Source organism: Candidatus Competibacteraceae bacterium (genome assembly GCA_016713505.1).
Lineage (GTDB): Bacteria > Pseudomonadota > Gammaproteobacteria > Competibacterales > Competibacteraceae > Competibacter_A.
Genome location: JADJPA010000001.1, coordinates 627,079 through 642,820 on the forward strand (window position 1 = coordinate 627,079; position 15,742 = coordinate 642,820).

Annotated in this window: 13 protein-coding genes; 8 read left to right on the plus strand and 5 right to left on the minus strand. The window is 61.3% G+C overall.

The window, feature by feature from the left end; all coding sequences use genetic code 11:
- Positions 1-119: 119 nt before the first annotated feature.
- Both aroC and IPK09_02940 read left to right on the plus strand, forming a co-directional pair.
- Positions 120-1,238 (plus strand): chorismate synthase, encoded by a 1,119-nt coding sequence (gene aroC, locus IPK09_02935; protein MBK7982570.1) that lies wholly within the window; start codon positions 120-122, stop codon positions 1,236-1,238.
- The gene (locus IPK09_02940; GenBank protein MBK7982571.1) at positions 1,177-2,439 is read left to right on the plus strand and encodes an MFS transporter; all 1,263 of its coding nucleotides are present in this window, start codon (positions 1,177-1,179) and stop codon (positions 2,437-2,439) included. Before aroC ends, IPK09_02940 begins: the two co-directional genes overlap by 62 nt.
- A gap of 90 nt (positions 2,440-2,529) precedes the next feature.
- On the opposite strand, the gene IPK09_02945 is transcribed toward IPK09_02940, so the two are convergent.
- Positions 2,530-5,292, minus strand: a complete 2,763-nt coding sequence (locus IPK09_02945) for a PAS domain S-box protein (GenBank protein MBK7982572.1) — start codon at positions 5,290-5,292, stop codon at positions 2,530-2,532.
- Between the two features lie 140 nt (positions 5,293-5,432).
- Between IPK09_02945 and IPK09_02950 the strand changes: the two genes are divergently transcribed.
- Positions 5,433-5,576 carry a hypothetical protein gene (locus IPK09_02950; GenBank protein ID MBK7982573.1) on the plus strand — a complete coding sequence of 48 codons (144 nt, stop codon included), beginning with the start codon at positions 5,433-5,435 and terminating at the stop codon, positions 5,574-5,576.
- On the opposite strand, the gene IPK09_02955 is transcribed toward IPK09_02950, so the two are convergent.
- The 4 genes from IPK09_02955 to IPK09_02970 all read right to left on the minus strand — a co-directional run bounded on the left by IPK09_02955 (position 5,573) and on the right by IPK09_02970 (position 9,236).
- A complete protein-coding gene (locus IPK09_02955) occupies positions 5,573-5,872 on the minus strand; it encodes a hypothetical protein (protein MBK7982574.1) in 300 nt (99 codons plus the stop codon). The genes IPK09_02950 and IPK09_02955 overlap by 4 nt on opposite strands.
- Before the next feature lie 292 nt (positions 5,873-6,164).
- Positions 6,165-6,797, minus strand: coding sequence for a 2-hydroxychromene-2-carboxylate isomerase (locus tag IPK09_02960; protein MBK7982575.1), 633 nt, complete (start codon positions 6,795-6,797; stop codon positions 6,165-6,167).
- 42 nt (positions 6,798-6,839) lie between these two features.
- Entirely contained in the window at positions 6,840-8,210 is a 1,371-nt protein-coding gene (locus IPK09_02965) for a DegQ family serine endoprotease (protein ID MBK7982576.1), read from the minus strand.
- A gap of 81 nt (positions 8,211-8,291) precedes the next feature.
- Positions 8,292-9,236 carry a DnaJ domain-containing protein gene (locus IPK09_02970; GenBank protein MBK7982577.1) on the minus strand — a complete coding sequence of 315 codons (945 nt, stop codon included), beginning with the start codon at positions 9,234-9,236 and terminating at the stop codon, positions 8,292-8,294.
- 242 nt (positions 9,237-9,478) lie between these two features.
- Between IPK09_02970 and moaB the strand changes: the two genes are divergently transcribed.
- The 5 genes from moaB to IPK09_02995 all read left to right on the plus strand — a co-directional run bounded on the left by moaB (position 9,479) and on the right by IPK09_02995 (position 15,731).
- Entirely contained in the window at positions 9,479-9,997 is a 519-nt protein-coding gene (gene moaB / locus IPK09_02975) for a molybdenum cofactor biosynthesis protein B (GenBank protein ID MBK7982578.1), read from the plus strand.
- Between the two features lie 21 nt (positions 9,998-10,018).
- Positions 10,019-10,870: a formyltetrahydrofolate deformylase gene (gene purU, locus IPK09_02980; GenBank protein MBK7982579.1), complete on the plus strand. Its 852-nt coding sequence runs from the start codon at positions 10,019-10,021 to the stop codon at positions 10,868-10,870.
- Positions 10,871-10,881: 11 nt separating this feature from the next.
- Positions 10,882-11,568: a sulfite exporter TauE/SafE family protein gene (locus IPK09_02985; GenBank protein ID MBK7982580.1), complete on the plus strand. Its 687-nt coding sequence runs from the start codon at positions 10,882-10,884 to the stop codon at positions 11,566-11,568.
- A gap of 295 nt (positions 11,569-11,863) precedes the next feature.
- On the plus strand, positions 11,864-13,165 hold the full coding sequence (locus IPK09_02990; protein ID MBK7982581.1) for an HD domain-containing protein: 1,302 nt from the start codon (positions 11,864-11,866) through the stop codon (positions 13,163-13,165).
- 49 nt (positions 13,166-13,214) lie between these two features.
- On the plus strand, positions 13,215-15,731 hold the full coding sequence (locus tag IPK09_02995; GenBank protein ID MBK7982582.1) for an EAL domain-containing protein: 2,517 nt from the start codon (positions 13,215-13,217) through the stop codon (positions 15,729-15,731).
- The last annotated feature ends 11 nt before the right edge of the window (positions 15,732-15,742 follow it).

Here is a 15,742-nt window from a genome sequence, read left to right on the forward strand (position 1 = left end):
GCCCAATTTTCGGTAAAAAATGCCATTTGGTGAAATAATCTTCAAGCTGGAAGTTAGCAAATCTCGTGCCGCCGCTCCGCTGGAGGGTGGCCATCAAGCGGGTTAAGGATCGTTTCCTGATGTCTGGCAACACGTTTGGCAAGTTGTTCACCGTCACTACTTTTGGAGAGAGCCACGGCCCGGCGCTCGGCGCGGTCGTGGATGGCTGTCCGCCCGGTTTGGCCTTGGCCGAAACGGACCTGCAAATCGATTTAGACCGCCGTCGACCCGGAAAGAGCCGCCATACCACCCAGCGGCGCGAGCCGGATCAGGTGCGCATCCTGTCGGGGGTGTTCGAGGGTAGGACCACCGGCACGCCGATCGGGTTACTGATCGAGAACGTGGACCAGCGTTCGAAAGATTATCGCGAGATCATGGATCGGTTCCGGCCCGGCCATGCCGATTACACCTATCATCAGAAGTACGGGTTGCGGGATTATCGCGGCGGGGGCCGGTCCTCGGCGCGGGAAACCGCGCTGCGGGTGGCGGCGGGGGCCATCGCCAAAAAGTACCTGCGCGAGCGTTACGGGGTGCTGGTCCGCGGCTACTTGGCCCAACTTGGCCCGATCCGACCCGCCAAAGTGATCTGGGAAGTCGTGGGCAACAATCCGTTCTTTTGTCCGGACCCGGATAAAGTGGCGGAATTGGAGCAATTCATGGACGCACTGCGCAAGTCCGGGGATTCCATCGGCGCGCGGGTGACGGTGGTGGCTACTGGGGTGCCGGTCGGCTGGGGCGAGCCGGTGTTCGACCGACTGGACGCGGACATCGCCCATGCCCTGATGGGCATCAACGCGGTCAAGGGCGTGGAGATCGGAGCCGGTTTCGCCAGCGTGGAACAACGCGGCACCGAACACCGCGACGAAATGGCCCCGGCGGGATTTTTGAGCAACCACGCCGGCGGGGTGCTGGGCGGTATTTCCAGCGGACAGGACATCGTGGCCAGCATCGCTCTGAAACCGACCTCCAGCCTCCGGCTGCCGGGACGGACCGTCAACCTGCAAGGCGAACCGGTGACGGTGGTGACCGAGGGCCGGCACGATCCCTGTGTCGGCATCCGCGCCACGCCCATCGCCGAGGCCATGCTGGCCTTGGTGTTGATGGATCATGCCTTGCGCCATCGCGCCCAGAATTTCGATGTGCGCCCGGAAATGCCGGTCATTCCGGGCGCTATCGCCAAAGACGAACCGACCGGCTAACGCATCTCTCACTCGACCCTCTTGCTCCGCCAGAGGGACATTTTCACGCGCGCCCATCGTGTTGCCCGTTCATCTGTATCTGCGCCTGTCCGGTTTTTATCTGGTCTATTTCGCCAGTTTAGGCGTGTTGCTGCCGTATTGGGGCCCGTATCTGGCGTGGTTAGGCTTCGGCCCGGCGCGGATCGGCGAATTGATGGCGATACCGCAGGCGACCAAGCTGGTGGCGCCAGCGCTGTGGGGCTGGCTGGCCGACCGCACCGGCCGGCGGATGAGGGTGATTCGCTGGGCCTGTCTGGCGGCGGCGCTGGCGTTTGCCGGCGTTTACCCGGCGAACGATTCTTATCTCGGGCTGGCGTTGGTGACCGTGCTGTTCAGTTTTTTCTGGAACGCGGCGCTTCCTCAGTTTGAGGCGGTGACGCTCGATCATCTGGGGGAGCACGCACACCGGTATAGCCGGGTCCGCTTGTGGGGCTCGGTGGGCTTCGTCGGCGCGGCGGTCGGTTTGGGCTTCGCGACGCAGGCTTGGAGCGTCGGCCTGGTTCCGGCAATGCTGTTAGGCTTGTTCGCGCTCCTGTGGCTGAGCAGCCTGCTGGTGCCGGAGCGACCGACGCCGCCAGGTGCGCGGCAAGCACCGCCGCTTGGCCGGGTGTTACGGCGGCCGGTGGTGATTGCGTTTTTCGCCGTCTGTTTTCTCAACCAGGCCGCTCATGGGGCATATTACGGTTTCTATTCCCTTTATCTGGAAACGCTGGGGTACTCGCGGGAGTTCATCGGTCTGATGTGGGGTTTGGGCGTAACGGTGGAAGTCGGCATGTTCGTGATCCTGCCCCGCCTGCTGTCCCGTTTCGGACCGCGCCGGCTGATGCTGGCGGCGTTGGCGCTGGCGGCGTTGCGCTGGCTGTTGATCGGCCATTTCGCCCGCGACCTGCCGGTTTTGCTGTTCGCCCAGAGCTTGCACGCCTTCAGTTTCGGAGTGTTTCACGCCGTGTCCATCCATTTGATCCATCAATTTTTTCCGGGGTCGTTGCAGGGACGTGGTCAAGCCTTGTACAGCAGTTTGGGCTTTGGGGTCGGCAACGCGGCGGGCAGCCTTGCCGCCGGTTATCTATGGGTGGGGCTGGGACCGGCGGCGATGTTCGATCTCGCGGCGCTCCTGGGCGTTTTAGGCTGGCTGGTGGCTTGGCGGGGGCTGCGGGTATGAGCGGGTTTTCTAGAAAGTAGCGTCGATGGCTTATCGCAAAGAAAGCAGGCGCGGGATATTTTTGTAGCAGCGATGCGTCGCTAGGTTCGGTCATTCCGTTGCCGGGCGCGCTGGCGGTTTGGCTAACAAGGTGTGTAGTTTGTCGGCCAGTTCAGCTTTTCGGTAAGGTTTGCTCAGGAACTCGCTGCCCTCGGGACGGCTGCTGAAATAGGCCAGGTGCGTTTCGGTATAGCCGGAAGTAAATAGGATGATGAGATCGGGACGCTGCTGGAGCGCCTTCCACGCCAGATCGACCCCGCTTTGACCACCGGGCAGCACCACATCGGTGAACAGTACCGCAATTCTCGGGATGACTTTCAAAATCGCCAGCGCGGCGGCCGCGGTATCCGCTTCGAAGGTTTCATAACCCAGATTCTGGAGCATGTGGACCGCCAGACGCCGCACCTGAGCTTCGTCTTCCACCACCAGAATCGTTTGGCCTTGACCGGCATACAGCGGTGTGTCACCGAGGCGTTCTTCAGGCGTGGTGCCGCTTTGCGCCAGCGCCGCCGGCAGAAAGATTCGGATCGAGGTCCCTTGATCTCTCTCGCTGTAAATATGGATATGACCGCCTGATTGCTTCACCAAACCGTAAACCATGCTCAACCCCAAACCGCTGCCTTGGCCGACTTCCTTGGTGGTGAAGAACGGTTCGAAGACGTGTTCCAGCACCTCCGGCGACATGCCGGTGCCGGTGTCGCTCACCGCCAGCATGACATATTGACCGGACTCCACATGAAAAAGGTACTGGCGCGCCGCTTCTTCGCTCACCCAGCGGTTGGCGGTTTCCAGGATCAACTGCCCGCCGCCGGGCATGGCGTCTCGCGCGTTGACCACCAGATTCAGTAAAGCGGATTCGAACTCGCTGGGATCGATGAGCGTCGAAAACAGCTTGGGGGCTAACTGCGTCTTTACTTCGATCATCTCGCCCAAGCTGCGGCGCACCAGCTCGCTGATTCCCGTCACCAGGGTATTCAAGTTGATGGGTATCGGCCGCAGCGGTTGCTGGCGCGAGAAAGTCAACAGCCGCTGAATGAGCGTGGTGCCGCGTTCCACCGCGCCCAGCGCTCGCCGCACTAAGTCCAGTAATGCTGGATCGGCGAGCGCTTCCGCCAACAGTTCGAGGTTGCCGAGGATCACCGCCAGCAGATTGTTGAAATCGTGAGCGACGCCGCCGGTGAGCTGACCCACGGCCTCCATCTTCTGAGCGTGGCGCAGGCTCGATTCGGTCAGCCGATGCTGGGTGATGTCGCGCGCCAGCAGCACCACCGCCGGCCTGCCGAGCAGCAGGCCGTCCAGAGGAGCGGTCCGTACTTCGAAGTTGCGTTTGCCCAGCTTGCGAGTCTCTAACTCGTACTCGAAACTTTGCGCTTGGCGGGTCGCCAGGGTTTGTTGGATCACTTCCAAAGCCCGGCCAGCGTCTTCCCGCGGCAATATTTCACTGATCAGCCGGCCTTTGAGCGTGGTGGGATCGGTGTAGAGCAACTGGGGCTGGGAAAGAATTTCCAAGTAGCGGCCGTCCTGGTCCAGCACCAGCAACAAGTCGGGCACGGCGTTGATGATGGCGCGCAGCCGCGCCGCGCTTTCTCGAAGCGCTTTTTCGTTGCGTCGGCGCGCCGTGACGTCGCGCATGAAAAACACCGCGCCCAGGCGTTTGCCCTTGTTTTCCAGCAGAGCGCTGGAGCAGGACATGGTCAGGATCGCGCCGTCCTTGCGCTGGAAGGTATCCTCATGATCGCGGATGCGTTCGCCAGTGATGTAAGTGCGCCCCAAGCGACATTCTTCGAGAGGTATCGGCCGGCCGTCCGGGTAATGGTGGTGGATGGCGTCGTGCAGCGAGGTGCCGATGATCTCCTCGGGCGTAAAATCGAATACTTTGCGGGCTTCGGGATTGAGGAACGTCACTTCACCCTTGGCGTTCGTGACAAAAATCGATTCGGTGGCGCTGTCGGTAATCCCTTGCGTCAGCTGGAGCTGGTAAAGCAGCTTTTCCTCCACCCGCTTGCGTTCGGTGATGTCCGAGAAAATGGCGACGGCGCCCATGGTCTTTTGGAGAGCGTTGCGGATCGGCGCCGCGCTGATCAATACATCGTGATAGATGCCGTCAGGTCGCACCACGCGCGCTTCCGCGCCCGCGGTGGTATTGCCGCGCAAGGCTTGCTGCAAGGGCCACGCCTGAAGGGGTATGGGGTGGCCATCCGGATAATACGCTTTTCCCCACAGATACTTTGGGCTGGATTCACCAGTGTCCCGACCGTCGCCCAGCGCCAGCCGGCGAGCGGCGGCGTTGATCAGGATCGGGTTGTCCTGGGCGTCGCAGACCACGATCGCATCGGCCGCTTGTTGCAGGATGATTTCGAGCAAATCTCGTTGTGCGATGAGTTCGGTTTCCGCCTGCTTGTGCTCGCTGAAATCCCGCAGGATGACGGTCAAGCGCCGCGCTTGTGCGCGCATCGGCTTAAAAATTGAAATCTCGGCCGGAAATTCACGCCCGTCGCGACGCACGCCACCCATGAGCCCACGGGCCCGCTGAACGCTTTTCGGAACGCGCAGCGCCGTTGCGGCCAGCTGGTGAAACCGGTCGTGGTAGCGGTCGGGTAACAAGGCGGGCAACGGTTGGCCGAGCATTTCAGCTCGGTCGTAGCCGAACGTTTCCTGGGCGCCGTCATTGAAAAAGACAATACGCAGCGCTTCATCGGTGACGATGATGGCATCGTCGGAAAGCTGGACGATTTCGGCCAGCTCAGCGGTGGTCGGCGGTTCGAAAGTCCGCTGAGCTGCATCGCCATCCACGCTTGGTTTCCGCTTTGCCATGAGACTGTTCCTACCTTACATAAGCTGGTGAAGCTCGCTCCCAAGCATTGAAACCGGACAGTCTTGGCGCTTGTTGACGAGAGGCTGGCGAGTGCTGGCGGGGGTGAAAAGTCTGTGTTGGGGATTATCCTGAAGTTGCGATGGATCGTCCGGACGGGGCGAAACTTTCACCATCGGGCGTCGAACCGGCCCGATGGCTGTTGGGCCGCAAGGGTTTCAGCGTGCGGTTTCGGGTCTTGGCGGCGCAACCGCACGTTTTCAAGGGCCAGAAGGGTTTCGATTAAGCCGCAAGCTCCGATTGTGACGAATCATTGAGGCTGCTCGGCATGAAGTGGGGCTCACCCTGCCGCTCGGGCAGAAATCTTGCCCAGCAAATCACCTCGTCGAACGGGACATCGCGCGCCACTTCGTCCATTCCCGCGGCATGAGTCAGTTTGACATGGACTTGATTGTTGGCGGCGTACCAGCCGGTGACAAAATAATCCATTCCGATCTGATCGATGACTTGAGTTCCGATCGGTAATAGCTTGTTCATCCACTGCTTGAGAGAATCACGGTTGTTTCGATCGCGTTCGAGCATTCAAAATTCCTCTCTATGCATTCGGCGCATCCTATTAAATTAAAGAGCCGAGATAGCGATGAACCGTTAACAATTCAAAGAACGATTGTTCTCTGAAAGGCGGTATATGTCTAATAAAGGTTTCATTATCCCTTAAAATCGCCTCAACGTTCCTAAAAAATATTGTAGCGATTCGCTCGGGGCTTGCAAACGCATAGCGTGAGGGGAGCCGAATCCGGCCAGAAACAGAGGCCAGCGCAACCGCAAGCGGAGAACGGCAAACGCCGCATCCGAGAAGCCGCCGCTCAGGATTTCACGGGGCAGATCTTTGAGCGGCGAAATTCAAGGCATCGTCCAAGCGGTCGTTGCCCCAGAACAGCTCACCGCGCACGAGAAAGGTCGGCGCGCCAAAGATGCCGAGGGCTTGCGCGGTCGCGGTGGCTTCCCGCAGTTTGAGCTTGTTGGGTTCGGATTGCGCTTGAGCGATAAGCTCGCTCGCTGGAAGGCCGAGACCGGCCAGGACATCGCCGACCGCTTCGGGCGTGTGGATGTCCCGATCCTCGACGAAATTCCGGTGCATGATCCGCCGACAGTATTCGCCGATCCAGGGCTGATCGGCCCCGATCAAGGCCATCCGCAGTGGCAGTACCGATAGCCGGGGAAAGACGGTCGGCTGTCGCCACGGCACGCCGTACTTCGCGCACTGACGGCCCATGTCCTGCCACATGTAGTCGCCCAGCGGTTTGTACAGGATGAACGGCGAGGTTTCCCAGCCGAGCGCCTTGAAGATGGGACCGAGCAAAAACGGTTTCCAGACGACCGGGACGCCGCGCCCGGCGGCGTCCCGCTCGATGCGCATGACGCTGATGTGGCTATAATTGCTACCGAAATCGAACCAGATGTCGATCGGGGCGGCCGCCCTGACAGGCTCAAGTGCTTCGCTCATCGGCGTCCCCCATCGGACGAGTCAACAACCCATCCTTGAAGGTTAGCGCAACACCAGCAGCAATTCCTCCCGGCCGCGCAATAGGTTGAGCAGCACTTCGCCGCCATCGGCCGCCTGTTGCTTGAGTTCGGCGGTGTTGGTGATGGCTTGGCGGTTGACGGCCAGGATGACATCGTTTTTGCGCAAACCCGTCCGCGCGGCCGGACTGCCTGATTCAACGCTCGCGACCAGCACGCCCCGCACCCGCGCGGCCAGCGGCGAGTTCGGCCCGATATCTTCGAAGGTCGCGCCCGACAGCCGCGAATTGATGGCCTCACCGCTGATTTTAAGGGTGACATATTCCCCTAATTTGGCGTCGATGGTCTGCGGTTTGCCATCGCGGAGAATGTCCAGCCGCACCGGTTCGCCGACTTCCAACAGACCGATGGAATTGCGCAACGCGCCGCCGTCGCGGATCGGGCGGCCGTTGATGTTCAACACCACGTCGCCTTCCTTCAAGCCGGCGTGGGCAGCGGCGGAACGAGGGTTGACCTGGGCGATGACGGCACCCTGATTGGAAGGAATGTTGAACGCCCGAGCCAGATCGGGGGTCAGGTCTTGCACCGCCACGCCCAACTGGCCGCGCCGCACCGAGCCGTGGGCGATAATCTGGTTCATCAGCCGCGAAACCATGTTGGACGGAATGGCGAAACCGATGCCGACATTGCCGCCGCCGGGCGCGAGAATGGCGGTGTTGATGCCGACCAACTCACCGCGCAGATTGACCAGCGCGCCGCCGGAATTGCCGGGGTTGATGGAGGCGTCGGTCTGGATGAAATCCTCGTACCCCTGAATCCCCAGCCCGGTGCGCCCCAAGGCGCTGACGATGCCGGAGGTGACGGTTTGCCCGAGCCCGAACGGGTTACCGATGGCAACCACGAAATCACCGACGCGCAGGGCATCGGAATCGGCCAGTTTCAACGCGGTCAGGTTGTCGGTGGGAATCTGAATCACCGCCACATCGCTTTCCGAATCGGAGCCGATGACCTTGGCTTTGAGCTTGCGGCCGTCGCGCAAGGTCACAGTAATCGTTTCAGCGCCACTGACGACGTGATGGTTGGTGATGATGTAACCTTGGCGCGCGTCCACCACCACCCCGGAACCGACGCTTTGCGCCCTGCGTTCGCGCGGTTGCGCGGGAAAATCGAAGAAGCGGCGAAAGAAAGGATCATCCAACAGCGGATTGCGAGTGACCCGGCTTTCGGTCGCGATGTTGACCACCGCCGGCGTGGCTCGTTCCAGCATCGGCGCCAGGGTCGGCAGTGCCTGACCGTCCACGACGGCCGGTAGAGCGGGCTGAGCGGGCGTCGGCGCGACGATGGCCAGGCTCAGCGCCAACAGGGCGGTTGCCGCGATGGGTCGATGGACGTTCATCAGTGTAAAACCCTCAACTTTTAAAAAGTTACCTTAAGTTTAGCCGCGCTGGCGGCTTGGAGCGAGGACCGCCGCGCACCATCATTGACGCCAATGCGCGCGGGGGTCGAACGGCAATTCCCGCGCCATGCGCTGAAACAGTTCGCGCGCGCTGGCGCTGTCGGCCGGCGGATTGACGATCCGCAGCACGGCCAGTTGGTCGCCGGGCGGCTGACCGGGCAGGCCGCGCCCGCGCAGCCGCAAGGTCTGGCCGTTACGGGCATTGGCCGGAATGTTGAGCGTGACCGATCCGCCCAGCGTCGGCACTTCGACCTTGCCGCCCAGCGCGGCTTCCCACGGCGTCAGCGGCAGTTCCAGGGTGATGTCGCGCCCCTGAACCTTATAAAGCGGATGCGCTCCGATGCTCAGCTGCAAATACAGATCGCCGTTTCCGGCGCCGCCGCTGCCCGCGCCGCCCTGGCCGGCCAGCCGGATCTTTTGGCCGTTGCTCACGCCGGCTGGAATCTTCACGTTCAAGGTGCGGGTGCGCGGCGCGCTTGGGCCGCCGGCGTTCCGCTCCGGCGCTTGCACCTGAAGGGAGCGGTTGCCGCCGTGATAAGCTTCTTCGAGGCTGATTTCCAGCGCCAGGGTCTGATCCCGGCCGGGTGCTTGAAAGCCCCGACCGCCGGCGGCGAAACCACCGCCCATGCCGCCCAGATTACCGAACAGGGATTCAAAGAAATCGCTGAATTCGCGCCCGCCGAACCCGCCGGCATGAGGGCCTTGGCCGCCTTTCCAGCCGGGCGGCGGCCGAAAATCCTGCCCGGCTTGCCAGTTGCTGCCCAGCCGGTCGTAAGTGGCGCGCTTGTCGGCATCGCGCAGCACCTCGTAGGCTTCGGAAAGTTCCTTGAACCGTTCTTCGGCGGCGGCCTCCTTGCTGACATCCGGATGGTATTTGCGGGCCAGCCGGCGGTAGGCTTTTTTGATATCTTCCGAAGACGCTGTACGGTCGACACCTAGAATTTGATAGTAGTCGCGATATTTCATCGAAAAAAATCCCCCCTCTCCCAGCCGGAGAGGGGTTGGTAATGGAAGGAGCTAGCCTTCGACCTCAATGAATGTGGTTCCAGGGCTCGTAACGGGTTGGGTTCATGGTAAAAACCTCGCTTGATCGGGGGTGATCCGTCGGATCGGATCGATGGTGTCGTAATAGGGGCGAGGCGGTGGATTTCAAGTTGATCCGCCTCATTTTCTTTCGGTTGAGTGCAAGATTTTTGGCGGATACGCTGATGAACGAAACTGCGTTTTTACCGCTGGCCATCGCGGTGCTGACGGTTTCCGATACCCGGACCGAGGCGGATGACGCTTCCGGGCGCACCCTGGTGGAACGGCTGACGGCGGCCGGTCACCGGCTGGCGGATCGGGCCCTCGTTCCCGACGATATTTACCGCATCCGGGCGGTGCTGTCGGGCTGGATCGCCGATCCCGAAGTGGCGGTGGTGCTGGTGACCGGCGGAACCGGCATGACCGGCCGCGACAGCACGCCGGAAGCCGTCCGGCCGTTGCTGGACAAGGAAATCACCGGCTTCGGCGAGCTGTTCCGAATGCTGTCCTGGGAGGAGATCGGCCCTTCGACCCTGCAATCGCGGACCTTGGCCGGCTTGGCGAACACGACCTTCATTTTTTGTCTGCCCGGCTCCACCGGCGCTTGTCGCACCGGTTGGGACCGCATCCTGCAACCGCAGCTGGACGCGCGGACCCGGCCGTGCAATTTCGTCGAACTGCTGCCGCGCTTGCGGGAACGTTGAGGCGGTCGCTGGAAGCGCAACATGCAGACCCTTCGCTATATTCTGACCATCGACTGCCCGGATCGGGTCGGCATCGTGGCCGCCGTCTCCAATCTGCTGGCGGCCCATCACGGCAATATCGTCGAATCCGACCAATTCAGCGATACCGAATCGGGCCGCTTTTTCATGCGGTTGGTGTTTGAGTTAAACCCGGACACCGAACCCGTTTTGCTGGGGCATCTCGAACCGTTGGCCCGCCAATTTGAAATGGTGTGGCGTCTGTATGATCCGCGCTTGCTGCCGCGGGTGCTGGTTCTGGTGTCCAAGGCAGAGCATTGTTTGAACGATCTGCTCTATCGGCATCGAACCGGCGCGCTGTCGATGGAGCTTACCGCCATCGTTTCCAACCACCGCGAGCTGGCCCATCTGGCGGAATGGCACGCGATTCCGTTCCATTATCTGCCGCTGACAGCGGAGACCAAGCGCCAGCAAGAACGGCGGATTCTGGAGCTGATCGAGGACACCGGCACGGAACTGGTGGTGCTCGCCCGCTACATGCAGATTCTCTCACCGGAACTCTGTCAGGCGCTGGCGGGTCGGGCCATCAATATCCACCATTCTTTCCTGCCGGGGTTCAAGGGCGCTAAACCCTACCATCAGGCTTACCGGCGCGGGGTGAAGCTGATCGGCGCCACCGCCCATTTCGTGACGGCGAATCTGGACGAAGGACCGATCATCGAGCAGGAGGTGGAGCGGGTCGATCACGCCCAGACGCCGGCGCAACTGGCGGCGGTCGGGCGCGATATCGAGAACATCGTGCTGGCGCGGGCCATCCACTATCATCTGGAGCGGCGGGTGTTTCTGAACGGCAGTAAAACCGTGGTGTTGCGTTAGAGGGAGCGGCGATGATCGAGCCGTTTTATCCCGCCGCCTTTCTGGTCGGTCTGACCGGCGGGGTCCACTGCTTCGGGATGTGTGGCGGCATCGTCGGCGCGCTGACGCTGGGGTTGCCGCCGGCGCGCGAGCATCCGCTGCTGGCGCGGTTGCCGTGTCTGTTGGCCTATAACGGCGGCCGTATCGCGAGCTACGTCACCGCCGGGGCGTTGGCGGGCGGCGCGGGGGCGTGGGTGGCGAATTTGGTGGTGGTGCATCATGCGCAACTGGCGCTGCAAGCCGTCGCTGGCCTGTTCATGATCCTGTTGGGGCTTTATCTGGCGGGCTGGTGGACGGCGCTCGGCCGACTGGAGCGGGCGGGCGGTGTGTTATGGCGGCGGATCGAGCCGCTGGGCCGACGGTTGCTGCCGGTGCGTACGCCGATCCAGGCGCTGGGAATCGGGCTGGTCTGGGGTTGGCTGCCGTGCGGGCTGGTGTACAGCGCGCTGGTCTGGGCGCTTGGCGCGGGCGGTGCCGGCAAGGGCGCTCTGCTGATGCTCTGCTTCGGACTGGGCACGCTGCCGGCGTTGCTGGCAATGGGAGCCGCCGCCGCGGGGCTGGCTGCTTTCGTGCGTCGGCCGTGGGTTCGCCAAGCGGCTGGAATCCTGGTCGTGCTGTTTGGCCTCTATGAAATCGGCATGGCACTGCTGATGCATTAAGTGCGGGTGGTACAGCGTTTCGGCGCTGATCGAACGCGCCTGAAGGCCCGAACGGCCACAGTCGATAAGATCGACCGTCAATCGGCTATTTTTGAATTGGGTTGGCGACCATTTTCGCTTCAAATCATCCTTGAATGGATCGAAATAATGACATAAGCATGAATTATGTATTTTATTGGTCGCCTTATAAGGATATGATTCTACAAAAGAGGTTGAGGCAGTGTTCGTGAAGCAAGAATGTGATAGCGATTGCTCGATTCAGCAGACGGCGTGCGGGCGCGCTGGAGAGCGTTGAGTGGACGTTACGATCGATCTTGGGCAGACCATTCATGCACTGTCGGATGTGCTGGATTTCGCCGGCGTCGATCGGGGATTTCACGGCAAGCGGGTCGCGATCATGGCGTGGCACTGCGGCCGGGTGCTGGGGCTGAACGAAGCGGAAACGGAGGATTTGTATTACGCCGCTCTGCTGCATGATTGCGGGATGTCCTCTTCGGACATCGACGGTCGTTTGCGCCATCCGCTGGGTTGGGAACACGACGAAGGCCATTGCCTCAAAGGCGAGGCGCTGTTGGGACAGTTTGCTCCGCTGGCGCATTTGGCTCCCATCGTCCGCCACCACCACGGTCGTTGGGACGCGCTGCGGACCATGGATATTCCCGAGCCGATCGGCCGTTCCGCCAATCTGATTTATCTGGTGGATCGCGTGGACGTGCTCACATCCGCCCATCAGGAGCGCGATCCATTGCTGGCGCGCCATGCGGTGCGCGACGCGATATGGCAGCTCAGCCGCTCGTTTTTTTCTCAGGAGCTGGTGACGCCATTTTTGGATATCTCGGATAACGAAGCGTTCTGGCTCAGCTTGGAAGAGCGCCATTTAAACCGCTTTCTGTTCGAGCGGAATCAAAAACCGTGGGTGAAACCCATCCGCTTTGCGGAGCTGCGGCAATTGGCGCTGATTTTCGTGCGGATCGTGGATGCCAAAAGTCCGCTGACCATGCAGCACTCGCTGGGTACGGCGCGACTGGCGCGGTTTCTGGCGTACAAAGCGGGGCTGTCGAAGGAGGTTCAGGACAAAATGGAGGTGGCTGGCTTATTGCATGATTTGGGAAAATTGCGCGTGCCGAACGAAATTCTCGAAAAACCAGGCAAATTGAACCGCGAAGAACGGTCGCTCATTGAGCGGCACAGTTTTGAAACCTATAAAATTTTAAGCGGTATCAAGGGTTTGGAGGACATCACGCTGTGGGCGGCCTGCCATCATGAAACCCCGGATGGTCAAGGGTATCCTTTTCGTCTCGCCGGCGAAGATTTGACGCTGGAAATGCGCATCATCGCGGTGTCTGACGTATTTCAGGCGCTTGCCCAACGCCGGCCCTACCGACCGTCATTATCGGCGGCCGAAGTGCTGGAAATGTTGCGTGGCTTCGTTGGCCAGCGCCGGCTGGACGGTGCGGTGGTGGAAATGATCGGACACGATCTGGAGCAGACATGGGCGCTGGCGACCGGTTCAAACCTCAAGGCGGAATTCGCCGGCGGTGATGGCTCAAACCCGGTCGAGACTCCCGATGGCCCGGCGCTACCGGTGGACCGTTAATGCCAATCTCTGCTTCCTCGGTCGATAGCGTATCGGCGTCAGTGCTCGCATGATCGCGGCCGAGCGTTCGATTGACGGGGGTCAGGCGCGAGTGGCGGCGTTCGGAGCGAACTCAGTGGATATCCTGCCGGACAATCAGATCAGAATTCTGGTCGTTGACGATGATCCGCTCATGCGCACGCTCATCGATGACACACTGAGCGAGGAAGGGTTTAGCGTCGAGCAGGCGAGCAGCGGTGAAGTCGCGCTTTTTACCTTTGCCGGGAGTCCGTTCGACCTGATCTTGCTCGATGTGCTCATGCCGGGGTTGGACGGTTTCGCCACCTGTGCCCGGTTGCGTCAGCTACCGGCCGGGACCCATGTGCCGATCATGATGATTACCGCCCTGGACGATGAAGCGTCCATCAGGCACGCCTACGGGGCTGGCGCCACTGATTTCATCACCAAGCCGCTCAATGCCTTCATGTTGGTTCACCGCATTCGTTATATCCTGCGCGCCAGCGCAGCCATGCGGGAACTCACGTGGCGGCTCGATTTCCAGCGCGTGCTGATCGACACGATTCCGGTGCCGATCCTGGTGGAGGACGCCAGGGAGCATTGCTTGGTCTGCAATCCCGCTTTCGATGCGCTGACGGGTCGGAGCGGGGTCGGAGCGACGGACTCCGCCGCGCCCGAACCCGGCTACTGGATACCCAAACCGGCGTATTCGCTCGACGGCGAGCGCAGTTTCCGGCCCTGGCAGCAACGGGTTTACGAGACGGAGATGCTGGGCGCGGACAGCACGCCGAGGTCTGTCTTGGTCCATCAGGCGATTTTCACCCTACCGGCGACCAGCAAATCGGGCGTCATCAGCGTCGTTTTGGACATCACCGAGCGTAAGAAATACGAGGAAAACCTGCGCTTGTCCGAAACCGTCTTCCAGACCGCGGCGGACGCCATCATGGTGACCGGCGCCGACGGCGTGATCAAATCGGTCAATCCAGCGTTTACCGCGATCACGGGGTACGCCCCACAAGAAGTGATCGGTTCGACGCCGAAAATTTTAAAGTCCGGCCAGCATGACGATCGATTCTATGCGACGTTGTGGCAGAGCCTGCGCGAGGCCGGAAGATGGTCGGGCGAGCTGTGGCAGCGACGCAAGAACGGTGAAATCTATCCGGTCTGGGAGAACATCGCGGCGGTCCGTTCCCCGGAAGGACGCATCATGGAATTCGTGGCGTTTTTCAACGATATCACCGCGCGCAAGCGGGCCGAGCAGGAGATTTTTTACCGCGCCAACTACGATCCGCTGACCGGGTTGCCGAACCGCAGCCTGTTGCGCGAGCGACTGGAACAGGCCCTCAAGCAAGCGCGCCGCTACAACCGTCAAGTGGCGCTGATGTTTGCCGATCTCGACCGCTTCAAGCAGGTCAACGATAGTATGGGCCACAGTTGGGGCGACCGCTTGCTCTGCCAGGCCGCGCTGCGCCTGGAGGCTTGCGTGCGGGACACCGACACCGTGGCCCGCCAGGGCGGCGATGAGTTCGTGGTGGTGCTGCCCAACATCGCCGAGGAGCACGATGCCTGGGTCGTGGCGGAGAAAATTATCGCCCGTTTGGCGGAACCGTTCGACTTGGGCGGGGACAGCGTGCGGATCGGCGCCAGTATCGGCATCGCCTTGTGCCCGACCCACGGAGAAGATTCCGAGGATTTGGTGCGCCATGCCGATTTGGCGATGTACCAGGCCAAGCTCGCCGGACGCAATACCTATCGGGTCTACGAGCCGGCCATGAGCGACGAACTCACCCGGCAACTGCGGCTGGAGAGCGACTTGCGCTTCGCCTTGGAGCGGGGCGAGCTGGCGGTGCATTTCCAACCGATCGTGCAAGTGACCAACGGACAATTGGCGGGCGCCGAGGCGCTGTTGCGCTGGCATCACCCCCAGCGCGGCCCGGTGCCGCCGAACGAGTTTGTCCCGTTGGCTGAGGAAAAGGGTCTGATGCGGGAAATCGGCGCTTGGGTGCTGGATCGCGCTTGTCAAACTCTCGAACGCTGGCACCAGCTCGGTTTGAATATACCGCTCGCGGTCAACCTGTCGAGCGCTCAAGTTCTGCGCGGTTTGTCGGTGGATGTCCTGAGGGACTTGTTCGAGCGCTATCATTTGACGCCGCGCAATCTGGTCTTCGAGGTGGCGGAAGGGCTTTTGCTGACCGATGGCGCACAAACCCGCCAGTGGCTCGATGAGATTCGAGCGCTGGGCATCCAATTGCACTTCGATGATTTCGGGACGGGCTATTCCTCGCTCTCCTGTCTGAAACGGTTCTCGATCGATCGGGTCAAGATCGATCTTTCCTTCGTGCGCGACATGGTGGTGGATGCCGAGGATCGAAGCTGGGTGCAAGCGATTTTGGCGTTGAGCGCCATTTTAGGGATCGAGGTGGTGGCGGAAGGCGTCGAAACCCAGCAGCAGTTGGAGTTATTGCAAACTTTGGGGTGCGGTTACGCCCAAGGCTATTATTTCTCCCCACCGATGGATGATGAAGGCTTCATCGCCGTCGCCCGGCGGCTGGGCGCCCTGCCAGCCTAGCCGACAATCCT